Source organism: Vibrio sp. 14N.309.X.WAT.E.F5, assembly GCF_030397615.1.
Taxonomy (GTDB): domain Bacteria; phylum Pseudomonadota; class Gammaproteobacteria; order Enterobacterales; family Vibrionaceae; genus Vibrio; species Vibrio lentus.
Map to the genome: position 1 here is coordinate 1 of NZ_JAPNXR010000015.1, position 26,209 is coordinate 26,209.

Annotated in this window: 29 protein-coding genes and 1 pseudogene; 11 read left to right on the forward strand and 19 right to left on the reverse strand. The window is 44.3% G+C overall.

The window, feature by feature from the left end:
* Window positions 1–201: pseudogene (locus tag OW495_RS15885) on the forward strand (hypothetical protein); the annotation flags it as partial.
* A 492-nt stretch (window positions 202–693) separates the two neighbouring features.
* On the opposite strand, the gene OW495_RS15890 reads toward OW495_RS15885, so the two are convergent.
* From OW495_RS15890 to OW495_RS15955, 14 genes are all read right to left on the reverse strand, one after another.
* The gene (locus tag OW495_RS15890) at window positions 694–1,830 is read right to left on the reverse strand and encodes a flagellin (RefSeq protein ID WP_289887390.1); all 1,137 of its coding nucleotides are present in this window, start codon (window positions 1,828–1,830) and stop codon (window positions 694–696) included.
* Window positions 1,831–2,253: 423 nt separating this feature from the next.
* Window positions 2,254–3,444: a flagellar hook-associated protein FlgL gene (gene flgL, locus OW495_RS15895; RefSeq protein WP_004736186.1), complete on the reverse strand. Its 1,191-nt coding sequence runs from the start codon at window positions 3,442–3,444 to the stop codon at window positions 2,254–2,256.
* A 9-nt stretch (window positions 3,445–3,453) separates the two neighbouring features.
* Window positions 3,454–5,334: a flagellar hook-associated protein FlgK gene (gene flgK / locus OW495_RS15900; protein ID WP_076668713.1), complete on the reverse strand. Its 1,881-nt coding sequence runs from the start codon at window positions 5,332–5,334 to the stop codon at window positions 3,454–3,456.
* Between the two features lie 222 nt (window positions 5,335–5,556).
* The gene (flgJ, locus tag OW495_RS15905; protein ID WP_065104908.1) at window positions 5,557–6,492 is read right to left on the reverse strand and encodes a flagellar assembly peptidoglycan hydrolase FlgJ; all 936 of its coding nucleotides are present in this window, start codon (window positions 6,490–6,492) and stop codon (window positions 5,557–5,559) included.
* Window positions 6,493–6,502: 10 nt separating this feature from the next.
* The gene (locus OW495_RS15910) at window positions 6,503–7,594 is read right to left on the reverse strand and encodes a flagellar basal body P-ring protein FlgI (protein WP_017106350.1); all 1,092 of its coding nucleotides are present in this window, start codon (window positions 7,592–7,594) and stop codon (window positions 6,503–6,505) included.
* A gap of 94 nt (window positions 7,595–7,688) precedes the next feature.
* Window positions 7,689–8,465 carry a flagellar basal body L-ring protein FlgH gene (gene flgH, locus OW495_RS15915; RefSeq protein ID WP_017106349.1) on the reverse strand — a complete coding sequence of 259 codons (777 nt, stop codon included), beginning with the start codon at window positions 8,463–8,465 and terminating at the stop codon, window positions 7,689–7,691.
* Window positions 8,466–8,578: 113 nt separating this feature from the next.
* A complete protein-coding gene (gene flgG, locus OW495_RS15920; protein WP_004736180.1) occupies window positions 8,579–9,367 on the reverse strand; it encodes a flagellar basal-body rod protein FlgG in 789 nt (262 codons plus the stop codon).
* Window positions 9,368–9,388: 21 nt separating this feature from the next.
* On the reverse strand, window positions 9,389–10,138 hold the full coding sequence (locus tag OW495_RS15925) for a flagellar basal body rod protein FlgF (RefSeq protein ID WP_004736179.1): 750 nt from the start codon (window positions 10,136–10,138) through the stop codon (window positions 9,389–9,391).
* Window positions 10,139–10,407: 269 nt separating this feature from the next.
* Complete coding sequence (gene flgE, locus OW495_RS15930; protein ID WP_017076830.1) at window positions 10,408–11,712, reverse strand: flagellar hook protein FlgE; 1,305 nt, start codon at window positions 11,710–11,712, stop codon at window positions 10,408–10,410.
* 50 nt (window positions 11,713–11,762) lie between these two features.
* Window positions 11,763–12,476 carry a flagellar hook assembly protein FlgD gene (flgD, locus tag OW495_RS15935; RefSeq protein ID WP_004736177.1) on the reverse strand — a complete coding sequence of 238 codons (714 nt, stop codon included), beginning with the start codon at window positions 12,474–12,476 and terminating at the stop codon, window positions 11,763–11,765.
* Between the two features lie 17 nt (window positions 12,477–12,493).
* Entirely contained in the window at window positions 12,494–12,907 is a 414-nt protein-coding gene (gene flgC, locus OW495_RS15940; protein WP_004736176.1) for a flagellar basal body rod protein FlgC, read from the reverse strand.
* A 4-nt stretch (window positions 12,908–12,911) separates the two neighbouring features.
* On the reverse strand, window positions 12,912–13,307 hold the full coding sequence (gene flgB / locus OW495_RS15945; RefSeq protein WP_004736175.1) for a flagellar basal body rod protein FlgB: 396 nt from the start codon (window positions 13,305–13,307) through the stop codon (window positions 12,912–12,914).
* 253 nt (window positions 13,308–13,560) lie between these two features.
* The gene (locus tag OW495_RS15950) at window positions 13,561–14,388 is read right to left on the reverse strand and encodes a protein-glutamate O-methyltransferase (RefSeq protein WP_017110142.1); all 828 of its coding nucleotides are present in this window, start codon (window positions 14,386–14,388) and stop codon (window positions 13,561–13,563) included.
* Window positions 14,389–14,399: 11 nt separating this feature from the next.
* A complete protein-coding gene (locus OW495_RS15955; RefSeq protein ID WP_017106345.1) occupies window positions 14,400–15,326 on the reverse strand; it encodes a chemotaxis protein CheV in 927 nt (308 codons plus the stop codon).
* A 77-nt stretch (window positions 15,327–15,403) separates the two neighbouring features.
* Between OW495_RS15955 and flgA the strand changes: the two genes are divergently transcribed.
* The 3 genes from flgA to flgN all read left to right on the forward strand — a co-directional run bounded on the left by flgA (window position 15,404) and on the right by flgN (window position 17,138).
* Complete coding sequence (gene flgA, locus OW495_RS15960; protein WP_065104909.1) at window positions 15,404–16,150, forward strand: flagellar basal body P-ring formation chaperone FlgA; 747 nt, start codon at window positions 15,404–15,406, stop codon at window positions 16,148–16,150.
* A 179-nt stretch (window positions 16,151–16,329) separates the two neighbouring features.
* Complete coding sequence (gene flgM / locus OW495_RS15965) at window positions 16,330–16,647, forward strand: flagellar biosynthesis anti-sigma factor FlgM (RefSeq protein ID WP_029223448.1); 318 nt, start codon at window positions 16,330–16,332, stop codon at window positions 16,645–16,647.
* A gap of 65 nt (window positions 16,648–16,712) precedes the next feature.
* Window positions 16,713–17,138, forward strand: coding sequence for a flagellar export chaperone FlgN (flgN, locus tag OW495_RS15970; protein ID WP_017106343.1), 426 nt, complete (start codon window positions 16,713–16,715; stop codon window positions 17,136–17,138).
* A 309-nt stretch (window positions 17,139–17,447) separates the two neighbouring features.
* On the opposite strand, the gene flgP is transcribed toward flgN, so the two are convergent.
* Together flgP and OW495_RS15980 are read right to left on the reverse strand one after the other, a co-directional pair.
* Window positions 17,448–17,879, reverse strand: coding sequence for a flagellar assembly lipoprotein FlgP (flgP, locus tag OW495_RS15975; protein WP_102514064.1), 432 nt, complete (start codon window positions 17,877–17,879; stop codon window positions 17,448–17,450).
* Window positions 17,880–17,888: 9 nt separating this feature from the next.
* A complete protein-coding gene (locus tag OW495_RS15980; RefSeq protein ID WP_102314926.1) occupies window positions 17,889–18,524 on the reverse strand; it encodes a FlgO family outer membrane protein in 636 nt (211 codons plus the stop codon).
* A 192-nt stretch (window positions 18,525–18,716) separates the two neighbouring features.
* Here OW495_RS15980 and OW495_RS15985 point away from each other — a divergent pair, with 192 nt between their 5' ends.
* Window positions 18,717–19,850: a flagellar assembly protein FlgT gene (locus tag OW495_RS15985; protein WP_017106340.1), complete on the forward strand. Its 1,134-nt coding sequence runs from the start codon at window positions 18,717–18,719 to the stop codon at window positions 19,848–19,850.
* A 139-nt stretch (window positions 19,851–19,989) separates the two neighbouring features.
* Window positions 19,990–20,496 (forward strand): hypothetical protein, encoded by a 507-nt coding sequence (locus tag OW495_RS15990; protein WP_004736164.1) that lies wholly within the window; start codon window positions 19,990–19,992, stop codon window positions 20,494–20,496.
* Between the two features lie 141 nt (window positions 20,497–20,637).
* Here OW495_RS15990 and OW495_RS15995 read toward each other — a convergent pair whose 3' ends face one another.
* The 3 genes from OW495_RS15995 to OW495_RS16005 are packed head-to-tail and all read right to left on the reverse strand — an operon-like array spanning window position 20,638 to window position 23,396.
* On the reverse strand, window positions 20,638–21,879 hold the full coding sequence (locus OW495_RS15995; protein WP_102311801.1) for an NAD(P)/FAD-dependent oxidoreductase: 1,242 nt from the start codon (window positions 21,877–21,879) through the stop codon (window positions 20,638–20,640).
* A 24-nt stretch (window positions 21,880–21,903) separates the two neighbouring features.
* Window positions 21,904–22,977 carry a methyltransferase gene (locus OW495_RS16000; protein ID WP_076668708.1) on the reverse strand — a complete coding sequence of 358 codons (1,074 nt, stop codon included), beginning with the start codon at window positions 22,975–22,977 and terminating at the stop codon, window positions 21,904–21,906.
* A gap of 29 nt (window positions 22,978–23,006) precedes the next feature.
* Window positions 23,007–23,396: a hypothetical protein gene (locus OW495_RS16005; protein ID WP_102514065.1), complete on the reverse strand. Its 390-nt coding sequence runs from the start codon at window positions 23,394–23,396 to the stop codon at window positions 23,007–23,009.
* A gap of 72 nt (window positions 23,397–23,468) precedes the next feature.
* Between OW495_RS16005 and OW495_RS16010 the strand changes: the two genes are divergently transcribed.
* From OW495_RS16010 to OW495_RS16030, 5 genes are all read left to right on the forward strand, one after another.
* Window positions 23,469–24,248, forward strand: coding sequence for a beta-ketoacyl synthase chain length factor (locus tag OW495_RS16010; RefSeq protein ID WP_289887406.1), 780 nt, complete (start codon window positions 23,469–23,471; stop codon window positions 24,246–24,248).
* On the forward strand, window positions 24,245–25,015 hold the full coding sequence (locus OW495_RS16015) for a lysophospholipid acyltransferase family protein (protein ID WP_102514067.1): 771 nt from the start codon (window positions 24,245–24,247) through the stop codon (window positions 25,013–25,015). The genes OW495_RS16010 and OW495_RS16015 overlap by 4 nt, the downstream gene beginning before the upstream one ends.
* Before the next feature lie 104 nt (window positions 25,016–25,119).
* The gene (locus OW495_RS16020; RefSeq protein WP_017106334.1) at window positions 25,120–25,380 is read left to right on the forward strand and encodes a phosphopantetheine-binding protein; all 261 of its coding nucleotides are present in this window, start codon (window positions 25,120–25,122) and stop codon (window positions 25,378–25,380) included.
* A gap of 10 nt (window positions 25,381–25,390) precedes the next feature.
* Entirely contained in the window at window positions 25,391–25,648 is a 258-nt protein-coding gene (locus OW495_RS16025) for an acyl carrier protein (RefSeq protein WP_004739745.1), read from the forward strand.
* Window positions 25,648–26,205: a septation protein IspZ gene (locus tag OW495_RS16030; protein WP_065104915.1), complete on the forward strand. Its 558-nt coding sequence runs from the start codon at window positions 25,648–25,650 to the stop codon at window positions 26,203–26,205. Before OW495_RS16025 ends, OW495_RS16030 begins: the two co-directional genes overlap by 1 nt.
* The last annotated feature ends 4 nt before the right edge of the window (window positions 26,206–26,209 follow it).

Genomic DNA, 26,209 nt, shown 5'->3' on the forward strand with positions numbered 1-26,209 from the left:
CTCCAATTGATTTTCCGGTATAGCGGTTTCCGACGTCTCGGAAAACCAAGTAGTTCTCTCAAAGTTACTTTTAATAACGGCTCAAAATCCCGAAGCTTTAGAAAAACTTTTAAAAAACCACAAATAAAATATTATTTTGTTACTTATCAGCAAGTTAAATTTATCGCTTTTCTAAAACAGCTATTGGATTTAACGGGCTAAAGATCCTAACTTGTTCAAAAAACACGCTAACTGTCGTTCAAATTAGTCAAAGCTCAGAAATGATCAATCACCAAAGATCGCAGATGGGCATAAAGATTGTGCAATTTATCTAGCCAAGGAGAGCGTTTGTAACCAAGAAAATGGGTTGAATTGAAACGTTAAAGATCAGAAACCTAAAGTTAGAAGCCAGCGGGAAACGCAAAAGACAGGAAAGCAAAAAGATAGCAATAAGAAAGATAGGAAACAGAGAAATAAAAAACAGAAAGGAAAAAGCCCCTTTTCCTTTGAGAGAACCGGGGCTAGTTGGCAGGTCAGAGCCTGTGTGGAGATCATCGAGAAATGAACACATTTCTGACTCGCCGTTGCATTCTTACCGTAAAAATGAATAGCAGGTGAGAGATGAGAGAGCTAAACACTCATAGTAAGTATGCTTGCCAGTATCCCTTGCTGTATGGCTCACGTCTGAACACGAACAGCAAGTTCAACCAATAACTATTGCAATAGTGTCATTGCAGAGTTAGGCAACTGTTTTGCTTGAGCAAGTATCGAAGTACCTGCTTGTTGCAGAATTTGTGATTTGGTCATTTGCGTCGTCTCTTTCGCAAAGTCCGTATCTTTGATTCGGCTGTTAGACGCGTCTACGTTCTCTTGAACGTTTGCCAAGTTATTAATACTGTGGCTTAGACGGTTCTGTTTAGCACCCAAATCAGCACGCTGTGAATCTACATATTTCATTGCAGAATCAATCACGCTGATTGCGTTTTGTGAACCTGCAACGCTAGTCAGGCTGATATCTTGAACCGATGTTGCACGGCCTTCACTCTTAATACCTAGCTCAGATGCTAGGCCACCAGAAATCGACATTGCACCGTCAAGGTCAGGTTCAGCAACAAATAGTTGTACGCGACCATCATCGGTCACCGATGCGTTCACAAGATCAGATTGACCATTAATGTAAGTAGCAAGCTCTTCGATATCATCACCCGCTTTGGTATTGATATCTAAAACGATGTCTTCACCTGCTTTGGTTCTGAATTCAAACTTAAGGTCGCTCGCCGTTGGCGGCACTTCCCAGCTTTTATCTTTACCATTTTCAGAATCGAACGTAGTACCGCCCATACGGAAATCATCAGCACGAACACTAGTGAGTCCCATAATCATTGCTTCACCAGAACTAGAACCTATCTGGAAAGATGCTTCACCAAATGAACCATTCAACAGACGACGGCCACCAAATGAGGTCGTTTCCGCGATACGGTTTAGCTCATCTTGAAGTGCCGATGACTCTTCATTAAGCGCTGTACGTTCCGCTGCCGAGTTCGTACCGTTTGATGATTGAATCGCCAGATCACGCATACGTTGTAGTACGTTGGTTGATTCGTTCATCGCGCCTTCAGCGGTTTGTGCAATTGAAATACCATCGTTGGCATTACGCATTGCCACGTCTAAACCACGTGATTGCGCCGTTAAACGGTTCGAGATTTGCAGACCGGCTGCATCGTCTTTCGCGCTGTTGATTTTATGCCCTGATGACAAACGCTCCATAGAGGTCGCTAAGTCATTAGACGCTTTATTTAGGTAACGCTGTGCTGTCATAGCAGAAACGTTAGTGCTTACATTAATAGCCATTTTGCTCTCCTTATGAGTTCGCAAACTTTCTGCGAAGCGGCCAGCTTTACTCTCATATGGATAAGCACTGACCGTGTATTACTCGCTAAACCCTATGCAGGGTTTAAGATCTGTATAAATCATTTTATGACCAACACAGATACAAGTTATATGCCAAGTTTAATACTGTTTTGATTAATTTTTAATATACATAAAATCAATCACTTAAATTAAAACTTAACTCGATTTGGTTTAACTAGCTTGGGGAACAAAAAGTATCTTCATTCGCCCATTGCCGCTTTTTGCCGCTATTCTCAAACAGATGATATCCTGTATGAAAAACCGGCAAAGGTTGAAGTGATTCGCGCATACGGCATAGCACATATGGCAAAGAATCTAACTTCAATGGTGAGTGTTAGTTCACCACTAAATACCGATTAATTATCAAATATAATTAAACAAGGTCAGGTCTTTGGTTTTACCAAACGCTTGTTGAGAAGCTTGCAATGCTCGAGAGTTTTCATTGAACTCAATGATGGCCTTCGAGTAATCCAAGTCTTCAAAGTTGCTTTTTGCTTTGGCTAAAGACAACTTAAAATCTTCATGTTGCTGCTCTTGAATATCCAATGTGCTCAAGCGTGCACCGACATCGGTTCTAGCCTTCGTTAGATGAATAAACGCAGCATGAAATTCTTCAGTCACTTGGTGCAATTTCGCTGTTGCTGATGCATCCGATACCGGGTTTTCAGCCTGCTCAGCCGCTTCTTTGAACGTATCAAAGATAGAGAAGGTCTCTCTCGGCTCTAAGGTGATCGAATCGCCTTTAGTAATTTGGCCTTTGATTTGGATATTCAGCCCTTCATAGACAATGCCAGTCGAAGGATCAAAGTCTTCTGCGGCCACCACTGCGCCATCTTTTTCAAGTTGATAAGCATAATTCCCGGTCTGCATATCAACGAACGTCACTTTATACGTTGACCCATCTTCAGCTGAGTTCGTCGCACGTTCCAAAAGTAATTCAGAAGCGGGTTCAAGCTCGTACTGCGGTTCGTAATCACCAAACGGGTTATCTATTTCCATAAATAACTTGCTGCCCGGATCATTCATCGCCATCTCGAAGCTACTCGCTACACGCATCTTTCGCTGATAGTCGTCGCCCTGATAACTGACGTTGCCTTGGTTATCTCTAAAGAAGGGTTGATTCTTCGGCTTCGTACCCGCAAACGTGTAGTTACCCGACTCATCTTGAGAGTTAGCTAGATGCAGAAAGTTATTCGATAGTTCTTGGATCTCGCGCTTCTTAGCTAAACGGTCCTCAGGAGAGAGCGCACCGTTAATCATTTCCATCACGGTTCGTTTTGCTTCATCAGCAAAGCCTTCGGTGTTGGAGACCAACACCTCATGATGTTCCAGTCGATTACGAACTAAGACGATTGCGTCACTATATTGCTTAAGCTGCTCTGATTGCTGACCAATATTTTGTAAATAGTGGGTCGCAAGAGGATCATCACTTGGCGACTGCAACTTCTTACCGGAAGCAAGTTGTGCTTGGTTGTGATGTATCTTGTTCTCTTGACGGCGCAAGTCGTTCTGAACAGATTGGTAGTTGTGGAAGCTAGAAATACGATTCAACATTTATACTTCCTACCTCAGAGCCAAAATAGTATTGAACGTATCATTGGCTGCTTGCATGATGCGTGAAGAAGCCATATACGCTTGCTGAAATTTCATCATATTTGCCGCTTCTTCATCGAGGTTAACCCCCGACACTGAAGCAATACGTTCCTGAGCGGATTCCTTTTCTAAGGTGGCAATGTCGCTTAAGCGATTTGCCGTCGACGCTTTCAGGCCCGTATTGGTATTCAAGTTGTGGTAAAGGTCTAAAATCGTAGACTCACCATCATTCAAGATCTTTCCTGTTTGGAGATCTTGCAGCTTACGCAAGTTACCGTTGTCACCCTCTGATGGGACAAGGTTTGCCGTAAATTTATCGTTTGCCACAGCCCCAGCGGTCAACTCAAAAGTCGTGCCATTAATCGTAACCGGACCTTCAGGTGGGTACGGCTGCGGCTGCATTAAAATATTGCCTTTCGGGTCAGTCACGGCAAACTGCTCACCTTTTGGTGAAACAATCACTTCAAACTCACGTAATTGACCGGCCGCTAGGATTTTGAACCCCGCCGAGCCTTTTGCGAACGTGGTCGATGCCTCATAACTTTGTGCGGCAATATCTCTAGGGTCTTTGGTTTCCATCTGAATCTGAGCAGCAAAATTACGAGTTGGACGCAGTAACAGCTTCTCACCCAATTCAGGTGGGTTTCGAACTTCGACTCGCATACCATCGAGATAAAAAGCATTGCCCGCTGAATTAGTGCTGACTTTTACCGTTTCACCGTCAGGCTTGGTCACGACATAGTCACTGCCGTCATACTTAAGGCCATACTCGCCGCCTTTTAAGGCAGAAGTGTCATCAATATAAACGGCAACATCAGCCTTTGATTGGCTGCCAGCCGTCACGCGTGATTTCGCAACGCGCTCAGAGTTCACATCGGTGAAAATGTTTTGGCCAACGTTGCCATTGAGATCCAGACCTTGTGATTGAAGTGAGTTTACTTTCTCAGAGAAAGCCGTCGCCAAACGTCCAAGTTCGTCCATGATGCCAGGGATGTGTTCGTCGCGCATATCGAGCATGGCACCGATTTTCCCATCGATATCATTACTGGTAATCGGCTTCAAAGACTTGCCTTCAACTATCGCTAATCGACGCTGATGCGTATCAGGTAAACCGTCAACTAACTTCAGTTGACTTGCTTCACTACCAGAAACCAAGGTATGACCATTACCAATATGGACGTTAAATCCTTCCGCATTAGATCGCGGCGTTACCGTCACTTTGGTGTAACCAGATAGCTCATTGATCAGCTTTTCGTGCTGGTCTCGTAAATCATTGTGAGGTCCTGGTGTTCGCATCATCAGACGCTGAACATCACGAATCTCAACCGCTATTTGGTTTACACGTTCTATGCCGACTTCTAATTTTTTGTTCGTAGAATCAGACTGTTGACGTACCGTTTCATGAAATTCATTCAAGGTTTTAGTTACAAGCCCTGCTTTCTCTAACACGACCTTACGCGCACCCACATCATTTGGGGTATCGGCGAGAGTCTTAACGGAATCAAACCATTCGTTGAGGTTTTCTGGAATCTTCTTTGAAGCGACCGACGACAACATGCTCGACAGCATATCGAGGTTGGCTTCGGTATCGCCTTTGTTGGCGGCATTGGTTGTCGATAAGTTAAGTTCTTTAACGGCAAACTGATCCCAAGAGCGGCGAACATTTTCCACATGCACACCCATACCGTAGGTTTGCCCACCGTACTGGCGCGGGTCATTCACACCTTGAATCACAGACTGGCGGCTATAGCCCTCTGTGTTGGCGTTAGAAATGTTATGACCTGTGGTGTTTAGCTGTCTCTGAGCCGTAAGAACACTTTGTGCCCCTACATTCAGAAGATCCGACGCCATAATGCCCCCAAAAAACTTAACAAAATCAGCATGAACTGATTAACTACTACAGCTTATTATTAAGATATTTAGCAATATATGTGCCAATAGAAATAACGGAGAGTTAAAAGACAATAATTTATTGAAGTGTAAGGAGATAACGATGAAAGGAGTGGCAAGTTCGGAAGGGGCGGATAAGAAAAGAGCCTGCCAGTAGCAAGCTCTCTATGTTGATTGATGACACTAGTTCATCTCATCGATCTTGGCTTTAACTCGTAAAACCTTGTCTGCATAGTTAGGGTCGGTTGCGTAACCTGCCTGATGAATGCCTTTGATGAAATTCTCTGAATTGCCTTGATGCTGTAGCGCTGTTTCGTATCTTGGGTTTTCGTTCAAGAACTTCACGTAATCATTAAAGCTCTCTTCGAAATTAGAGTAAGAACGGAAAGAAGCTGACTCTTTAACGGCTGTTTTACCATGAAACTCAAGCGTTTGAGTCGCGACCTTATCACCCTTCCAGCTTCTATCTGCTTTGATGTTGAATAGGTTGTTGCTGTTGCCCAAAGAGTTCTTAATCATCTTAGAACCCCAGCCTGTTTCAAGTGCCGCTTGTGCTAATAGCAATGACGAATCAACACCGAGTGCGCTCGCCGCTTTTTCAGCGTAAGGCTTCATTGAGGTCACAAACGATTCTGGAGAGTCGAAAGATGCGGGTTGTTTTGCTGCTGACATGGCTGTTGCTGACTTAGCTGATTGAACTTCAGAGACTTTCCCTTCTGAACGACCTGAATACTTAGGTCTTTCCAGTGAGGTATCAAAACCTTCACTACGAACCTTGTCTTCTGTCGCATCACTTGCTTGACCCGCGCTTAATTGAGCTACGATCATATCCGCAAGACCTAATGAACCTGAAGCACTGAGTTCACTCGCCATTTGGTCATCTTGCATCTGACGATAAAACTGTTCGTTCTGGCTGTTCAGCATATCTGACTTAAAGCTAGAGTTCGCATCACGCATCGACTTAAACAACATCGACGTAAAAATGGATTCAAACTGTTTTGCCGCAGCGGTTAATGCTTCTTTCTCGCTGCCTTCTTCACCGTTTACTGCTTGTTGACGAAGACGATCTAGGCTGCCGATATCGTGAATAAAGCCGATGTCATTGTTATTTTTAATCATGCTTTATCCCTTAGATAATGATCAATTGGCCTTCAATTGCACCCGCTTGTTTTAGTGCTTGAAGGATTGCCATTAAATCAGAAGGCGCTGCGCCCACTTCGTTGACTGCGCGAACCAAATCATCCAGCGTTAAGCCCGGCTCAAACTTGAACATCTTGCCATCAGCTTCCGTTACTTCGATATCAGAATCAGGAACTACAACTGTTTGTCCGCCAGAGAATGCATTGGGTTGGCTCACGTTTAGGTTTTCTTTGATTGCGACCGTCATGCCACCGTGCGTTACCGCAGCGGCTTTTAGACGAACATGCTTACCAACCACAATCGTACCGGTACGTGAGTTAACAATGATTTTTGCAGAGCCCTCTGCAGGATCGAATTCGATATTTTCGATGGCAGAGAGAAAAGCCACACGTTGACTGATTTCACGTGGTGCGCGAACTTTTACTGAAGTCGCGTCGACCGCTGAAGCCATTTGTGGGCCTAGGAAATTATTCACCGCATCAGCCAAACGTTGAGCTGTTGTGAAATCTGATTGGATTAAGTTGAAAGTGATGTAGTCACCACGACCGAATGGTGTTGGGATCTCTTGTTCAACCGTCGCACCGCTAGAGATGATGCCGACATTAGGATTGTTACCGACGATTTTAGAGCCGTCATTACCTTGAGCACTAAAGCCACTTACCACCAAGTTACCTTGTGCTACCGCGTACACTTGACCATCTAAACCTTTTAGGAAGGTCTGTAGCAAGGTACCACCACGAAGGCTTTTTGCTGAACCGATAGAAGATACTGTTACGTCAACTTCCTGACCTTGCTTAGAGAATGCCGGCAGTTCAGCGGTAACAATAACGGCCGCTACGTTTTTGGTTTTTGGCTTGGTGCCAGGCGGCAATTGAATGCCAAAATTTTGCAGCATGGCGTTAAACGTTTGATCGGTAAAGGGAGTTGTCTCACCGGTACCCGGCAAACCTGTGACCAAACCATAGCCGACAAGTTGGTTACTACGAACACCCGCCACTTTTGCCACGTCTTTAATACGCGCAGCATGGGCACTGGTGGCAAGAAATAGCATGCCGAATAGTACGAGTGTCAGTTTTTTCATTGAGTAACCTGTCTGTATTGCTTTAAATTTATAATGAGTTAGCTTGAAATCAAATAATTATGGGAGTGCCAGTATGTCGACACTATCTCAAGCTCTACAAAGATACATTAAAGAATCGTGCCAAGAATCCAGGCTCTTGCATATCTTTCTGAACGCCAGTACCTGAGTACTGAATTCGCGCGTTAGAAACTCGGTTCGAAGCAATGGTATTCTCGAAATCAATATCGTCAGGGCGGATGGTGCCACTTAGGCGGATATACTCATCGCCTGTGTTCAGTGTCATCCACTTTTCACCACGAACCACGAGGTTGCCATTGGCTAACACTTCGATCACTTCTACGGTGATGTAGCCGCTGATGCTGTTACTTTGGTTGGCTGAGGTATCACCAGCAAAGGTGTTGGTGTTGCTCAGGTCGTAAGAGAAATTGTACTTGTCTATGGTTAGCTCTTGGCCGCCAACAGCCAATGGTTCCATTGATGCGTCGTTCGACTTAGACATGTCTGCGTTGGCTTTTTTTGTTGCTCGAGTATTTTCATCGAGTGCAACTGTAATGATGTCACCAATACCGCGAGGTTTTGAGTCGTCATACATGCTGCCAATATGGCTCACATTGAACAGCGAACCTGTCGCTGCAGCATAGTGTTCAGGTTTCTTCTTTGGGTTGATTGGTGCCCATGCAGGGTCGCCCGCGATTGGATCGGTTCTGCCACGAAGTGTGTCAATAATACCAGAGCTCTCTTCAGCCGACTTATCACCTTCTACTGCATCAACCACTGTAGTCGCGTTTTCTTGTGCTGGAGTTTCGATGGGATCCAGTACAGAACAGCCTGTCATAGACAGAAACAGAGCTAAACAAAAAATACGTTTCATGGCGATATACTCTCAGCAGGCGATGGTAAATAGATCAATGAGTAGAAACTCGTCTATTCATTAAAAACAGATCTATTAATTGTAAATAAGTCAGTAAACGGCAAATAAACCAATTACAGCTGTTGGTTAACAAAGCTCATCATCTTGTCTACTGACGAGATAACTTTTGAGTTCATTTCGTAAACACGTTGAGCTTCAATCATGTTAACCAGCTCTTCGGTTACGTTTACGTTCGATGTTTCTAGCATCGACTGACGGATGTTACCCAAGCCATCAAAGCCCGGAACACCCTCTTGCGGATCGCCACTTGCGCCCGTTGGTAAGTAAAGGTTTTGACCTACTGGCTCTAAACCACCTGGGTTTACGAAGTCAGTAATGGTGATTTGGCCAACCACGACGTTGTTTTGCTCACCACGTAGACGAACCGACACTTCACCATCGTTACCAACCGTCACCGAAATCGCATCTTCAGGAATAACGATTTCTGGTTGCAGAGCATAACCTTGGCCCGAAGTTACGATCGCGCCATCACCGTTCAGTGTGAACTGACCATTTCGGCTGTAGCCTGTTTCACCGTCTGGCATTTCCACTTGGAAGAAGCCATCACCTTCGATCATCATATCTAAGCTGTTCGATGTCGTTTGTGCGTTACCGTGAGTGTGAACTTTTTGAGTTGCCACAACTTTAGAACCAGCACCCAACATCAAACCACTTGGCAGCTCAGTATTCTGAGAAGATTGGCCACCCGGCTGATTGATGTTCTGATAGAACAGATCTTCAAATACCGCACGGCTCTTTTTAAAGCCAATGGTTGAGGCGTTGGCAAGGTTGTTTGAAATTGTTGAGATATTGGTTTGTTGGGCGTCTAAACCTGTTTTACTTACCCATAATGCTGGATGCATAGCAAATTCCTTTAAATTCTATTAGCTCATACGAAGCAGTGAATCAGACGACTTGTCCATTTCCTCTGCTGTGCTCATCATCTTGACCTGCATTTCGAATTGACGTTGTAAGTCAATTAGGCTGGTCATTTCACCGACAGCATTTACGTTACTGCCTTCGATGGCACCTTTTAGCAACGTTACCGCTGCATCTGCTTCGTATGCCTGATCTGGGTTTTTCGAACGGAATAGACCATTCGTGTCTTTAAATAAGCTTTGGTTGTCTGGACGCACAAGTTTGATACGGTCGACAATCGCTAATTCTTCAGCTGGAGCGCCTTGAGGAATCACCGAAATGGTACCGTCTGTGCCGATTTCTACTTTACTGATAGGAATAGGTAGAGTGATGGGTGCGTCGTTCTCACCTAACACCAAATGACCGCTTGCGTTGGTTAGCAAACCGTTTTGATCAACCTTTAGGTTACCGTTACGTGTTAAACCTTCACGGCCAGTGTTGTCCATTACCGAAATCCAGCCATCACCTTGTATCGTGACATCAAGATCGCGGCCAGTGGTGACCACACTACCTTGTGCGAAATTATGACCCGGACGTTCTGTCATGCTGAAAACACGAGTAGGCATGCCTTCACCGTACGCTTGCATTGAACGTGCTTGTGCTAAATCAGCACGGAAACCCGTTGTACTTACGTTGGCAAGGTTGTTTGCACGTAGCTGCAAAGCTTGCATATTTTGCTTAGCGCCACTCATGGCAAGAAACAGTGCGCGATCCATAATTTTGCTCCAAAAATCATCTTCTGGGGCTAATAAAGCAAACACTGTGCCAATATTTTTAACTGTTATTTATCAATAATTTAAATAGAAAACAACTAAGAAGAGGGATCACAAAAGGATCATTGAGGAAGAATTTTTGCCAGTGGCATTACCGTGCGGCAATAGGGGCGGCAAATAGAAAAACAAACAGCCATATCAAATTCAGCAACAATACCCAATTCAATAACATTGAATTGGGTATTCGCAGATGATTCAAACGCTCGAAACGATTAACGAATCTGAAGAATATTCTGTTGCAGTTGGTTATGTACTTCTAGAGAACGCGAGTTCGCTTGGAAGTTACGTTGAGCAGAAATCAAATCAACCAGTTCTTGAGTCATATCGATGTTCGACTGCTCTAGTGAGCCGTTGTTGATGCTACCAAATGAACCTTTGTTCGATTCACCCCAGATTTTAGAACCTGAGTCATTAGTAGAATCCCACTGAGTGCCGCCTTTCTTATCTAGGCCTTGCTCATTTGGTACACGAACCAAGCCTACACGGCCAAGCATCACGTTTTCACCATTTGAGTAAGTACCTAAAACACTGCCGTACTCATCGAAATCGATTTTGGTTAAGAAACCTGTTGTCGCGCCATCTTCATCGAACTTAGTCAGTTCAAATGGAGCAGCAAACTGAGTTGACGAATCTAGACCAAACTTAAGCACTTGCGTTGGATCAGCACCGTTCAGATCAATTGGGTTCGCTCCAGCACCTAGTGCTTCAGAGTTAATTGGCTGGCCATTGTTAAGGCTCGCCAACGTACCGTCATTGTTGAACTTCATGGTGTGACCAACATGACCTTGTGCATTTGTCGCATCACCACCAGTAATGTTGACCGGCTTTTCACCGTTCTCATCTGACATGGTGTAGTACGTCTGCCAAGTGTTTGGTTGAGTCTGATCTTTGAGGTAGTAAGTCGTTAACTTGTAAGACTGACCCATAGAATCGTATACCGTCGAAGACGTTGCACGGTTATAGGTATCAGCATCTTTGAAGTTAAATGCAGCCGGGTCTTTAAGATCACCGTTTGCAGGAAGGTTAACCCCTACTTCAATGTTTTCTGTCTGTTTTGGCTTACCAAATTCAGCAGGAATGTCGAGTGGCTTTGGCGCGTAAGAAAGAACTTCACCCGAGTTTGGATCAACATCGTAACCTAAAAGAAACTCATCGTTAGCAGTAACCATGTAGTTGTCTTTGTTTAGGTGAAATGCACCATTACGCGTGAGTTCATTGATCTCCGGTACCATACGGTCTTTCGATACTGCAAAGAAACCTGTACCACTTACACGTAAGTCCATTGGGTTGTTAGTATAAATACTTGAACCTTCATGGAACTGTTGCGCCACTTGGCTAGCTTGCGCACCGCCACCTGCCGTCGTTTTTGCGTTAGTGAATAACGAACTTGAGTAAACATCGCCAAACTCCGCACGCGACTCTTTAAAACCGAATGTGTTTGCGTTCGCAATGTTGTTACTGGTTGTATTCAGGTCTAGTTGTGCAGCGGATAGACCGCTTAAAGCTACATATGACATTCCAATATTCTCCTAATCTCTCTAGCTAGCATAATCACTCATTTAAAGCGTTACGCTTTACCAACTTCTAGTACTTCAGCAAGTCGTACTGGCGATGTGAAACCAGCCAGATTGAGTAGTACGTTGCCATCACCCTTACCAAGAAGCACACTGTTCACGTTCGCATAACTCGATACTTGGAACTCTGTGTTCTCGCCATCCAGTAAACCCGACGCTTTCACGTTGTATTTACCAGCCGGCAATGGGTTACCGTCTTCGTCTTTTCCGTCCCATTCAACACGTGTGTCGCCTGATGGTTTAGAGCCGATATCAAAAGTGCGAACCAATTGGCCAACTTCGTTCTCAACACGAACAATTACATTGTCCATTGCTTGAGGAAGCTTAACCATGGACGCCATACCGCCATCACCGGGTTTCACACCTGCCGCACCAGGAACCAATACATCGCGGCCAACCAAAGAGGAAGCCTGTAATGCTTGGTTAGAAGTCATTGATGAATTCAAGCTTTCAAACTGTGTATTCATTTTGCCAATGCCATCTACGGTCGCAAATGAAGCCATTTGCGCAATCATCTGGTCATTGCTAACCGGCTTAAAAGGGTCTTGTTGTGCTAATTGCTTAGTCAACAAAGATAAGAAGTCTTCTTGTTTAAGATCCTGCTTACCTGTTGTTTCATCGGGCTTTTTAGCGCCATCTTGAAGACTCTTCAGCTGGTCAACATAGGACAAGCCGCTTTGACCAACATTGTTGTTGATTCCAGCCATGTGCTACCTCCTTATCCTTATTGACCCATCTGCAGCGTACGCAGCAGCATTTGTTTACTCGAGTCAGCAACCTGCACGTTTGTTTGGTACGCACGTGATGCCGAAATCATGTTTGCCATTTCTTCCATAACGTTCACGTTAGGCTTGTAGATATAGCCTTCGTTATTCGCTAATGGGTGATCCGGGTTGTACTCCGCGCTCAGCGGCTTATCGCTTTCCACAATACCTAATACTTTCACAGGCACAGTGTGACCACTGTTGCGTGCTTTATTTAACTCAGCGCCGAACACTGCGTGACGAGCCTTGTAAGTTTCTTCAGCAGAACTACTTACACTGTCCGCGTTCGCAAGGTTGCTCGAGGTCGTATTTAGACGAACAGATTCAGCACTCATCGCAGAACCAGTCACATTGAATACATTGAATAAACTCATCTAATTATTCCCCTTTAATCGCTTTAGTTAAATTCTTGAACTTACTTCCTAAGAAGTCGAGAGAGGCTTGATGCCTAATTTGGTTTTGCATGAAAAGGTTTCTTTCCAAATCCAAATCAACCGTGTTGCCATCTCCTGTATCAGGTTGGGTAGGAATTCGATACTTCGTTTCCCCGTTCACCGTTGTTGAGGCAGAAATGTGCCGACCATCTGTACGACTAAGACCAATGCTTGCCCCAGAACTTGCCGCTTGCAGTGATTTCTTAAAGTCTAATCCTTTTGCTTTATACCCAGGCGTGTTGGCTTGCGCGATATTGGTGGAAAGCACCTCAGCGTTACGCTCACGTACACCAACCGTGTGTTGGTGAATGCCCAAAGCATTGTCAAAAGAAATAGCCATGTAAACCTCAACTCAAGAACTGACTGTTATGAGATAACCAAAGCAATATATATACCAACTTTTAAAACAAAGCGGGCTATCAATACTTTTACAGGTTACTCGTGGGTAAAATTGCAATATACAAGCCAAAAAATAGAGTAAATTGGAATGTCACTCTGACTTAAAGATATAGCTTTAGCGGAAAAAGAAAACCCAGCACTAGGCTGGGTTTTGAAATTAGACAGTAACGTTACACCTTATGCGGTGCCAGTAATTACTTTAATTTGTAGATAATGCCAGGGTTACAACGAACCATTTCAAAACGGTCAGTTAAACCTGTTAACGATTCTGAAGCACCCAATAGTAGATAGCCACCAGGGTTTAGGCTATTTGCCATTTGGTTGAGTACCTTCGCCTTCATGTCAGGCGAGAAGTAAATCAATACGTTACGACAAAAAATGATGTCGAACTTACCGAGTAAGGCATAGCTGTCCATCAAGTTCTGCGGACGGAAATTGACCATACGCTTCACATTATCTTTAACTTTCATGCGGCCATCACCCGCATCTTCAAAGAAGGTACGGCGACGTTCAGGAGAAAGGCCTCGACCCAGCGCTAGATTGTCATAAGCGCCTTTACGACACATATCCAACATACTCGCTGAGATATCCGTTCCCGTGATCGACACGTTTGGCAACATACCTGGCTTGCGTGCTTGAGTTTCAAGAATCGTCATTGCCATTGAGTATGCTTCTTGGCCTGAAGAGCTTGCCGCAGACCAAATCTTAATAGGACGCTTATTTGCCGCTATTTCCGGTAGAAGCTTATCCGCAAGTACAGCAAACGGGTAAGTATCTCGGAACCAAAGTGTCTCGTTCGTCGTCATAGCATCCACTGCTGCCACTCTCAACTCACGGTTTCGACCTGTTACTACATCTCTCAACAAATCAGATAACGACGCTAAATTAAACTTCGTTACTAATGGGCTTAGGCGGCTGCGCACTAAGTACTGCTTGCTATCACCTAATACAATGCCACATTGAGATTCTAAGAAACGGCTGAAATCGCGATACTCTTGATCACTTATTGTTATAGCAGTCATTAATGTCTCTTTTAGTTAGTTAACGCAGCTTTAACCGCTGCACCAAGCTCATCAGGGTTGAATTTCGCGATGAAGGAGTTAGCTCCTACACGCTCAACCATGGCTTGGTTAAATACACCACTCAATGATGAGTGTAAAATTACGTATAAATCTTTTAGCTCTGCATGACGGCGAATCTCAGCAGTCAGCGTATAACCGTCCATTTCAGGCATTTCGATATCCGAGATCACTAATGAAATTTGATCGTAAATACTGCCTTCTGATGACATCTGCACCAGCTTCTCATAGGCTTCTTTACCATCTTTCACTGAAATAACTTCAAAACCGATCGACTCGATAGCACGCTGAACCTGCTTACGAGCAACCGTAGAGTCATCAGCAATCAAGATACGGCGAACTAATGGTTTCTCTTGTTCAACTTTCGCAATGTCTTCAGCAATCTTGCTGTCCATTGTTTCATCAACAGGCGATATTTCAGCAAGGATCTTTTCAACATCAAGAATCTCTACCAATTCATTGTCAATGTTGGTTACCGCTGTCAGGTAGTTAGCTCTACCTGCGCCATCTGGCGGCGGAAGGATCGATTCCCAGTGCATGTTAATAATGCGCTCTACTGAACTGACCAAGAAACCTTGAATGGTTCGGTTAAACTCAGAGATAACCACAAAACACTTTTCAACATCCGTTGTAGGACGGCCACCAATCGCTAAGCTCAAATCGATCACTGAGATCGTTTGGCCACGAATGTGTGCTACACCTTTAACTAGTGGGTTCAAGTTTGGCATCTTTGTCAGCTTAGGGCATTGAAGCACTTCTTTAACTTTAAAGACATTTATGCCGTAACGCTGACGCCCCATTAGGCGAAAGGTTAGTAATTCTAATCGGTTTTGACCGACGAGTTGCGTACGCTGATTCACTGAATCAAGAATACCCGTCATGAGCTCATCTCCATATCAAACTTTTTTGGATAAAAAGTGTTAGTCTACTGCAGGCTACGAACTACCAGAGAAACAGAATGACGCATCGTAAAACAAATCTGCCTCCTTTTTCTATAGCAATGTGTAGAGCTACTTTTAAAACTGTCGCTAAGTTTATCGGCATTTTGTCAATATTGTTTAGTTTTTTTATACAAGCTGCGACTCCAGAACAAATTGAAATGATTCAGTCTGCGGCCGAACAACACATCTTTGAGACCATTGAGCAGCCTCAAGGTGGCGAACTCCTTGTTAATGCAGCAAATATCGACTCAAGAGTAAAAGCAACAGATTGCCCAATCCCTCTTGAAACCAGTGCTTCAACCACCACTAATACCCGCAGTAGCATTACGGTTTTAGTGCAATGTATACCGGATGAGTGGCGGATTTACGTGCCTGTTCGACTTTCAATGTCGGTACCACTCGTTACCACCACCCGTTCTTTAGCCAGAGGCGAGATCGTCGGTCAATACGATGTCACCACCGCCATGATTTCGCTTAACAAGTTTCGTCGTCAAGGTTTCACCGCTCCACAACAAGTGATTGGTGCAAAAGTGAAAAAGAACATGCGACCCGGTGATGTTGTTGAACGAGGTGATATCTGTGTCGTGTGCCGAAACGAGAAGGTTATCATACAGGCAGTAAAAGGTGGCATGACCATTACCACCAAAGGTACTGCGTTAACTGATGGCTCGATGGGCGACCAAGTAAGAGTGAAAAATGACAAATCTCAGCGTATAATCGAAGGTATTGTTACCAACATGTCTGAAGTCACGGTTTACTTTTAACGCTTTACTTCTAAATGGGTGGTAATCGTTAGTGATTTTACTCTCAATTCTAACGCTGAATATGACGGCTGCGGTGTTTTGCCCCTTTTCGACTATTGGGCTAAAAATTGCTAAAGTAATCGAACCCTTGGTCGATATTGACTGTACAGGTTCCCATTTTTGAAGAAAAAGGCTTAACTATGGCAGGCATCGATAATATTCGTTCAGGGCAGACCCTAACGACCACAAACCGATCAGCAGCGCGCTCTGATTCTAGCTCTCAGGCATCACGTTCTGATGTTGCAGCTAAATCACCGACAAGCAAAGACGCGGTTTCACTGAGTCAACAAAGCAAAGCAATTGGCCAGCTCCAACAAGATATGGCAGCACAACCAAGCTTTGACACGGTAAAAGTTGCAGCGATCAAAGAAGCGATTGCGAACGGTTCATACACTGTCGACCCAGAAAAACTGGCTGACAACATGATCAAGTTCGAGAATGAATTAAAAGGTCTTTAAGCGATAGATTCTTAGTTCAAGCTATCTCCACTTAAAGAGCACTAAGGTTTTAGTAGGATAACGTTATGGCGGCACTAGCAGATTTAGTTAATTTCCAACTTCAAAATGCCAAAGCCCTATCTGATCTATTAGATTCAGAGAAAACCGCTATTACTAGCCGAAAATCGACCGACATTGAACGCATCGCTAAAGAGAAAGTTGTCCTAGTTGAACAATTAAGAACAACCGATCAACGAATCGAAGCACATAGCAATATCTCCGAACTGACCGAGAATCCAGATCTAGCTCAGTTAGTTAAAACCATCAAATCTGTTGTGTACGATTGCCATCAAGCGAACCTGGTTAATGGTGAAGCCTTGAATCGAGCACACCTCAGCTTTAAAAAACTCAGTAATATGATGCAGCAAAGCCACGGAAAGATCGGCATGACCTACAATGCCGGTGGTCAAACGCATACGATTTCTACACTTGGCACCAACGTTAAAGCCTAATCAAGCCACCAGCTACTTCTCTATTCTCTATTCTCTATTCTCTATTCTCTATTCTCTATTCTCTATTCTCTAGCCAGTACCGTAATTCACCTTGCGTCTTTCGCAACACCAATCCTTAACTTACTACTCGACTTATCTTTCATACCAAGCCAGGATCCCACACCCAACCTGTAAATACAAAAAAGCGGCAAGTATTTTCATACTTGCCGCTTTTACATTCACTGTCGTTATTTATTGCCGCCCTGCCATCTGGAAAGCGAGGGCCACTTATACAACTCGTCGGTCATATAACTTAAATGGTCATAAAGACTAGAACAGCGTTTGTTGTCTCTTCTCAGGTACAGCCTGAACTTCACCGTAATTACGCAGTTGTTCCATCTTACGGATGTCTAACTGAAGCTCCGTCACGTAACTATCGCCCACAGGGTAACTGCGCACCACTTCTGCACCACGAATAACACCATCGACAGCGCCTGTCGTTCGCTCGGTACCCAAGCGCTGATCTGACAATTCAGCTCGGCCACTCACTCGCATGCCATACACTTGCTCAGCAAGTTCACGGTAAGCATCAATTTTGGATGCTCGCATAGCACGGATGCGTTTTTCTTCGTCGTTACGGCCTGATTGCTCACTGATACTTGCGTAACCAACAGCAACCAAATAGTCGTCTGGCCTCATGTTTTGCAGTGGCTGACAGCCAACAAGCAGTAAAGCGGCAACAACAAATATTAACTTCTTCATCTCGAACTCCTAAGGGCGAAGAATAACAGTATAAGGCTGACTGATCGTTGGGTCAGAACGAATGATAACGCCATCTTGAGTTCGAATACTGTTCAGAGTATCTAAGTCGCGACCAATACGGTCTGCTGGCAAGAAGCCTTGCGCAGAAGCAACCACAATGCGGGTTTGCATGCCCACCACGCGAGCATTCACGAGCACACCGCCCTCTTGGCGTAGCATCGTACCTGTTAGCACGTATTGGACGTCTTGTTCCTGCGCGAGGTCTTTCCAATCACGGCTTAACGCAAAGTCACCTTGGTGAGTTACTTGAATAGAGCCCGTTGTTTTGAAATCGACGACCTTAAAGCCACGACGCTGAAATTGGTGAATGAAGCCTTCTGAAACTGAATTACCTAGCCAGTTTGTTGTGTCCATATGCTGCAGATCAACGAACGAAGTGATAGCAATTGGCGTTCTCGCTGAAATACTCGTATTCGAAATGATCAGATCTTCAGTCATACTTTCCACGAAAAAATCCATGGTATGACGAGGGCTGTCCATCAACATAAACTGACTACCTGAATACTCAGACTTGCCGTTATAGATGGGCGAATAAGCACATGATGTCATCAACATGACACTCATTACTACGAGCCAGTTTTTCATTCTCTTATCTCCAGATATATTTAGTGCTACCTGTTCCAATATGTTCTCACCATTATTCTTTTCAATGGATTACAATGTTGGAACAGTCTTTGCTTTTCATTAATGGTTCAGATTAAGAAAAACGCACTTAAGTCAGCTTCAAGCTTATAGTTATTTGTTAAGCAATATTTATACCCAACTGGTAACGAATAGATGAAAAAAATAATATCTTACTTATTTTCAATAAGTTCACTGATAACCATAAGCTTCAGTGCTCATGCCTCTTGGTATGAAGTTACCGGTACAGCAGCCATCGTATCGTCGGAAGAAAGTGCACGAATCCACGCGCTGGAAGACGCTGTATATAAAGCGGTGCAGTTCTCAGGTGCTGATATTGGTAGTATCTCCAACCTCACGCCCTATCTAGATTCGAATAAAAAAGAATTTCAATTTACTAACCATGAAGTTCGCTACATCTTGGTTCAGAAAGAGAAAACTCGCGGTGGCAATTTAATGATCACCGCAAGGATCGACATCTATCCTTCGGCAAATGCTTGCCATGAGAGCCAATACAAAAAGACATTTCTCGTCGGTAATATTGATGTCACCTCCCCGCAGCAAGCCGTTATGGGGCGAATCTATAACATTGGTGATGACTTCAGCCATGTTGTAGACCGACAATTAGCGCAAGAGTCTCGCAGCTTTGTTTCAGTGGGCACGACCGACTTCGACATTGATAAGCGCCAACCAGAAGTGATCAAAATGATTGCTCAAGATACGGGGGCGCAATACATCATTGGTGGCGACATTACCGACTTAACCGCAACGATTGAATCTAAGCTGTTGAAAGACGATGTTATCAACCGACAATTTGCGTTAGAGATGCAAGTCTTTGACGGTAAGACGGGTCATCAGGTTTACAACCGCAGCTATCGTGAAGTAGCTAAGTGGCCCTTTGCTAAGACCAGTGAAGTGGACACCCGCAGCGCTCGCTTCTGGGCATCGACCTACGGCAGTATGATGCTACGCGTCAGTCGTAACATAATGCTGGATTTAGAGTCAGAGGTATCTTGTAAGATCACCCTTCCTGAGGTTGCCGCGGTATTTGGCAATACGGTGACCATTGACTTAGGGCGAATGCATGGCGTGCAGAAAGGTGACAAACTGCAACTGTGGCACACAGGTTCGTTTATCGACCAACGAGGTTTACCGCGTAACAAGGTATCTCAAAGTGATATCACGCTGACGGTTTCTCGTGTTTATGAAAATGAAGCCGAACTCACGATTGATCAACCTAGCCTGGCTGGAAGCATTCAAATTGGTGATGTGATGCAGAAAATCATGTAGTTAGCGTCACTCTCGCTTCATAGTTTCTAATAAAGCCTTAGCACTTTTGTTAAGGCTTTATTTTTTTCATGATGATTAGTTTCGGTTTTAACGTATTTGTCGTAACCTTATTAATAACATAATCATCATTTAGCAAACTATGAGCCAGAATAATCTAATTGGTGCGACCGGTTATCGATTTATATCGAAAGGCCAAACCGCTTTTAAAATCCACATCCATACTCCTGAAGATACGGTGTTACATCGTTCTGTCGGTTTTGTTCGTATGGGTGAAGACAAAGCACTAAAGAAAACCATCAAGTTGAGAGATGAGCTTGGCAGAAAGCTCTGGGGAAAATTTTGGCCAAAAGTCCTTAGAGAGCCCTACCTGATGACACGTTTGCCGCACAGTTTAGAACCTAAAATAGTATTCAAACCAAACCCTACTCAGACAGATCCTGAACATAGAGATGAATGCTACATCGCTAAGTGGCGCGTATTCTCTGAAAGTGGTGAATACAAATACAAAACCAAAGTATGTTCTATAAGGAAGCACGGGCGACTCGCCGCCTACAGCCAAACCAAACGAGCGCTCCTTGAGGCCCACAAAGACGTGATTGAGCTGCTTATCTTTATGGGACGACTGAACAGCATCGACCTTAAGTAGTATCGACCTCAGTAAAGCGAGTGAGCTGAAAATCAGCTTTCCATATTTACCAGAAACAAAAACAGCCGCATTGCGGCTGTTGTGATTTATAGACTAGTCATCATGGTGCTTTAGCATGTTGCTACACCCTAAATCGACCACCTAGCTTCGGCATATCTCTGCCAGTGTCGTCAACCGACGCTTTGACTCTTTCACATAAGGATTGGTTTGATCCCATGCGTAGCCAGCCAAAATTGAGCACACCATCTGCTTAATCTTAGGGTTGGGATCTTGATAGAAAATCACATCCTGTAAGGTACCTGAGTACCACCCTTCAACATACGTTCTAAAGGTGTTTACGCCAACCATCAGCGGAGCCGCATAATCACGGTCCCAATCAACCTTCTCACCATTGAGCTGCTTTTCCACGCACTCAACCGCAAACTGAGCCGACTTCATCGCAATTGTCACGCCTGATGAAAACACAGGATCAAGGAACTCACCGGCATTGCCCAATAGCGCATACTTGTCTGTTGCAAGGTGTTTTACGTTGGCAGAATAACCACCGATCTCGCCCGCAGGGTTCGGATACTCAGCATTCGCCAGTATCTCAGCCAAACCCGGCTCTTCTGTTGCCAGTTGCTTAATCGCGGCAATCTTGTCTTCTGGGTATGATTCAAAGAACTTAGGCTCTCCGACAATACCAAACGAAGACACACCGTCACTAAACGGGATCAACCAATACCAAACATCAGGGTTGGTTGGGTGCACTGAGATCAGAATCTTATTACGGTCATATTCAAGGTCAGTATCTGCTGCTGAAATATGATCGTTTATGTGCGTAAAAATAGCTTTGCGTGGAGGAAGCGATGATGGCTCTTCTAAATCAAGCATCTTCGGTAACACACGACCAAAGCCACTGCCATCCAGCACGTATTGCGCTTCGATCTGATAGCGTTCTCCATCAAGCACTTGTACGTCTAAAATGGTGCTGTCTTCAGTAAAGTTAATACCCATCAACTCATGTTGATAATCAATGGCAACACCTTGCGCCTCGGCAGTATCTGCTAACACCTTATCAAAGGCGCCTCGTTGAACCTGAAACGTGGTTCCCGGCCCAGCAGAGAACTTATCTTCAAAATTGAACGCGGCGTACACTCCATTCTTACGAAAAGCAGCACCATCTTTAAATTGGAAATTAGCGTCAGCCACCGCTTCGCTCATCCCTGCTTGTTCAATCACTTCCATGCAAGCAGGTAATAGACTTTCACCAATGGAAAAGCGCGGGAAAAGGCTCTTTTCAATCACTCGAACATCGATGCCTTTTTTATGAAGCAAAGACGCGGCAATAGACCCTGATGGCCCAGCTCCGATGATCACTACTTGAGTTGACAGTTTTTTCATTAATTTAAGCCATGTTTGTTATTTTTATTGCGCGCCAGCTTTCAATTCAAGAAGCGTATGACCAAGACCGATATCGTCGGTACGGGTCACCACTTCAAAGCCAGCTTCTTCAACGATCTCTAGGAAATCTTCACTGCGGTAAAAACGGCTGTTGCCGTTGGCCAAGCAAGTGAAGTAAAGCGACGTCGCGTTTAAGCTATAAGAAGCCGCATCGTATTTCTGTGCATCCCAAAACAGTTCAAGGATATAGACCGTCGCCTCTTCTGACATATGAGAGCGAACACGCTTTAATATGCTCAGAATTTCCATTGGCGAGAAGCAATCAAGGAACTGGCTCATCCACCACACATCCGCGCCTGTCGGCAACGCTTGTTGTTTATCGAGCATGTTGGCTGGAAATGGCGTCACTCGGCCTTGATGGCCATGTTGCGTTGCATTTGCCATTGCCATTTCGAGTTGTTGTGGCAAGTCGACAATCGTTATCTCAACATCTGAGTCGTGATTGCAGCACTGCATCGCCCACTTACCCGTGTTACCGCCAATATCCACCAGCGATTTAGGTTTCTTACTGAAGACTTTCTCAAGCAAAACAGGGAACGAACGATCTGAATAGAAGTGATCAAATTTGAACCAGCTCTCTTTTGCTTTTTCTGGCAATTGAGACAAGCCTTGGTAAATAGTTTCCCAGTCACCCAGCTCTTTCAAACCCGCAGGTGTACCTTCTTCAATCGCTTCAGTTAGATGCATCATCGCGGCGTAACAAACATCGGCAGTAAAATCCATGTTTGCGTTAGTCATGCCATCATGCAAAAGATAGAAGCCAAGGTTAGCCATTTTGTAGTTAGGCTTTTCCCACGTAACAATATGAGCACTCAACGCCATATCGAGTAACACTTTCACGCCGTACTCAGATACGCCAGTTATTTCAGAGATAGACTCAGCTGGTAAACCATCGTTACCCGCACCATCTAAGGCCTTTAAAATACCTAAATCACGAAGTGTACGAGCAGTGTGAAAAACAATTGGAGCAAAAGACAACTTTTGCGCTTCTGTTTTTGCTTCTAATGCATTGAATGGATCTAATTTATATTCCGACACGAAAAACCTAACTTTAAAATAATAGAGGGTTACTCAGCAGCCATTTGTGAAAGCTTACGTTTAATATCAACGTTTAAGTTATTAACCCAACGGTTGTAATTACGGTGTATTTCACCATCGTCATACTTCAAATTCTCTGATTCAACGTAAAGAATAGAGTAAAACTTGTCACTATAAGGAATTTCAACCACCGCATGGTGTGAACGAACATACAGTTCCGCACGGATCAAGCCAGGCTTTATTTCTGAAACCAACCAGCCTCGATTCTCAGCCGACTCATAAATAGCTGATTTCACCTGTTTGCTTTGAAGATTAAGTGCAACTGGAGTATCCTCAACATTCATTACAGGTTGGACACGTCCACACCCTGCAAGAACGAATATGAATAACATTGAAACCGCTATTTTTAGTAATTTCATTTAAATTCCTTATCTGTGTTTATTTATAAGCACGCGTAGTATTTAGTTAGACCCAAAGCAAATCAATACTCTATGTCAAATCAATCCCAATTAATGTCGTTTAATATTGAGAAATGGGCTGCAAATTCTGCGAGGCTCAATTCTGATGCCGAATGGCAAACATGGAGCAAGAATTTAGATTGGCCACAAGATGGCTCAACTGAATTTAAAGCTATCCCGCCGATGATGCGCCGCCGAATGAGCCTGCAAAGTAAGCTTGCCGTCCAAACCGCATTAACGCTATTAAAAGACACCTCGATTGATTATCTGGTTTTTGCCAGCCGACATGGTGAGCTACACCGAACCGCCACATTGATTCAGTCGATACTCGAAGGTGACGATGCCTCTCCAATGGCGTTCTCGCAGTCGGTACATAATACCGCAGCGGGCCTAACCACCATTGCTGCGAAAGCACCGATTCCACTGACCTCAATCGCCGCAGGGCAAGATACTTTCCATAACGCGCTGATTGAAGCTTATCTTTACCTTCACCAATACCCATCGCATCGTGTGTTAGTCATCGACTTTGACCAACCGCTGCCTGATCTTTATCAAGAATACGAAACTCAGCACTATGCCGATTATGCTCTGGGTTTAGTGATCACAGCAGGTAATGAATACTCAATTTCGAGAACAACCACCAGCAGCTCAATCGCTAGTAGCCCCATAGCTAACGACAGGTCAACGACTGATTTGCCACAAGGTCTACAAACACTACAACATATTCTACTGGGTACGCAGCGATGGGCGATTACAGGCAAATACCAAGCTTGGTCGTGGGTAAACAACGCGAAACCTGGAACTCAAGAGTGAGTAAGGTCGACCAATATTGGCGAGTATTCGCGACAGGGCTTTGCTTCACCATATTCGGTTTAGGTGGCTTAGTTCTCAGCTTTTTGATCTTGCCGTCGATCGCGCTCACCACATCAAACCCCATTCAAAGAGAGCTTAAGGCTCAACGACTGATTCGCTTCTCATTCAATGCGTTCTGCCAGATCATGAAGTTCACTGGCGCGATTGACTACCGAATTGATGGTGGCGAACTGCTACGTGAAGATCGTAATTGCATCATCGTTGCCAACCATCCGAGCTTAATCGACTATGTACTGATCGCCTCTCAACTTCCTCAATGTGATTGCCTCGTCAAAGCGGCAATATGGGAAAACCCGTTTATGAAGAGGATTGTTAAAGCGGCGGGTTACATACCCAATCAAGCACCTGACGATCTTTTAGAACGTTGTGAAGAACGCTTTTCACGTGGCAATGTCCTACTGGTTTTTCCAGAAGGTACTCGCACAACGCCGGGAATTGAACCATCCTTACAACGTGGTGCGGCACAAATTGCCACTCGAACACAAACCGATTTACGCGTGATTCATATTACGGTTTCTCCGACATTCTTAACGAAAGAGAAAAAATGGTATCAAGTTCCTGCTACGAAACCCTTTTTTCATATCGCGGTGAAAGGTAAAATAGAAGTCGCACCATTTATTGAGAATGCAAATAACTTAACTTCGGCAGCAAGACGCCTTAATCATCATCTTGCACATACTATTTTCCCTTCCGAAGAAAACATTTAGCAAATCAATAAGAAACAGGCGATATCAGCATTTCGAAAATACACCGCATAATGTAGAATCGCCCCCTTAAAGCAGCATTTAGATAAAGCATTAAGTAGGCCAAAGTGGAAACATTACACAACGAACTGAAACAACTGATCATCGACGCATTGAACCTTGAAGACATGAGCATTGATGAAATTGAAACGGAAGCTCCACTATTTGGTGATGGACTTGGACTAGATTCTATTGATGCACTTGAGCTTGGCCTTGCTATCAAGAAAAAGTACAACATTGTTATCGATGCCGATGATTCAAACACTCGACAGCACTTCTCGTCGGTTGAAAATCTAGCGAATTACATCTCTTCTCAAACGAACAACTAGACAGATCTTTATGACACAAGCTAACCAACAAGAAGTATACAACCAGGTTAAAGATGCGCTTATTGAGCTGTTTGAGCTTGATGCTGAAGATATCACTCCTGAAGCACACCTTTATCTCGATCTAGACCTAGACAGCATTGATGCCGTTGATTTGGTCGTTCACTTACAGAACGTCACAGGTAAGAAGATCAAACCTGAAGAGTTCAAAGCAGTACGCACCGTTAATGACGTTGTGGAGTCTGTGGTTGAACTATTGAAGGACGCATAATGCGTCCTCTGCTGACTTTACTGTCGGCAATCATACTTTTCACTTATCCAATAGCGGTTTACTTTGGACTCAACAAGTTTGGCCTACAAACCGTTGGTATCGTCTTAGCCGCTATCTTTGCTGTCCGCATTTTCACTGGCGGTCAGGCTAAAATCAAAGAGCTAAAACACTTAGCTTGGATCAGTGGTAGTGCCGGGATTGTTCTGCTGGCACTAGGATTAACCTTCAAGCAGCATGGGTGGTTAACCTATTATCCCGTCATCGTTAATGTTTGTATGTTGGCTGTATTCGCTTCAAGCCTATGGCAACCTCAAACGATTATCGAGCGCCTTGCTCGTCTCCAAGAGCCTGAACTTCCGCAAAGTGGCATTGATTACACACGAAAAGTCACCAAAGTTTGGTGCCTGTTCTTTGTTATCAATGGCTCTATCGCTCTTTACACCTGCTTCCAACCGCTTGAAATATGGACCCTATACAATGGCTTACTCAGCTATTTGTTCGCCGGGTTACTTTTTGCAGGAGAGTGGGTAGTAAGACAGCGCATTCGTCAGAGTTAAATTG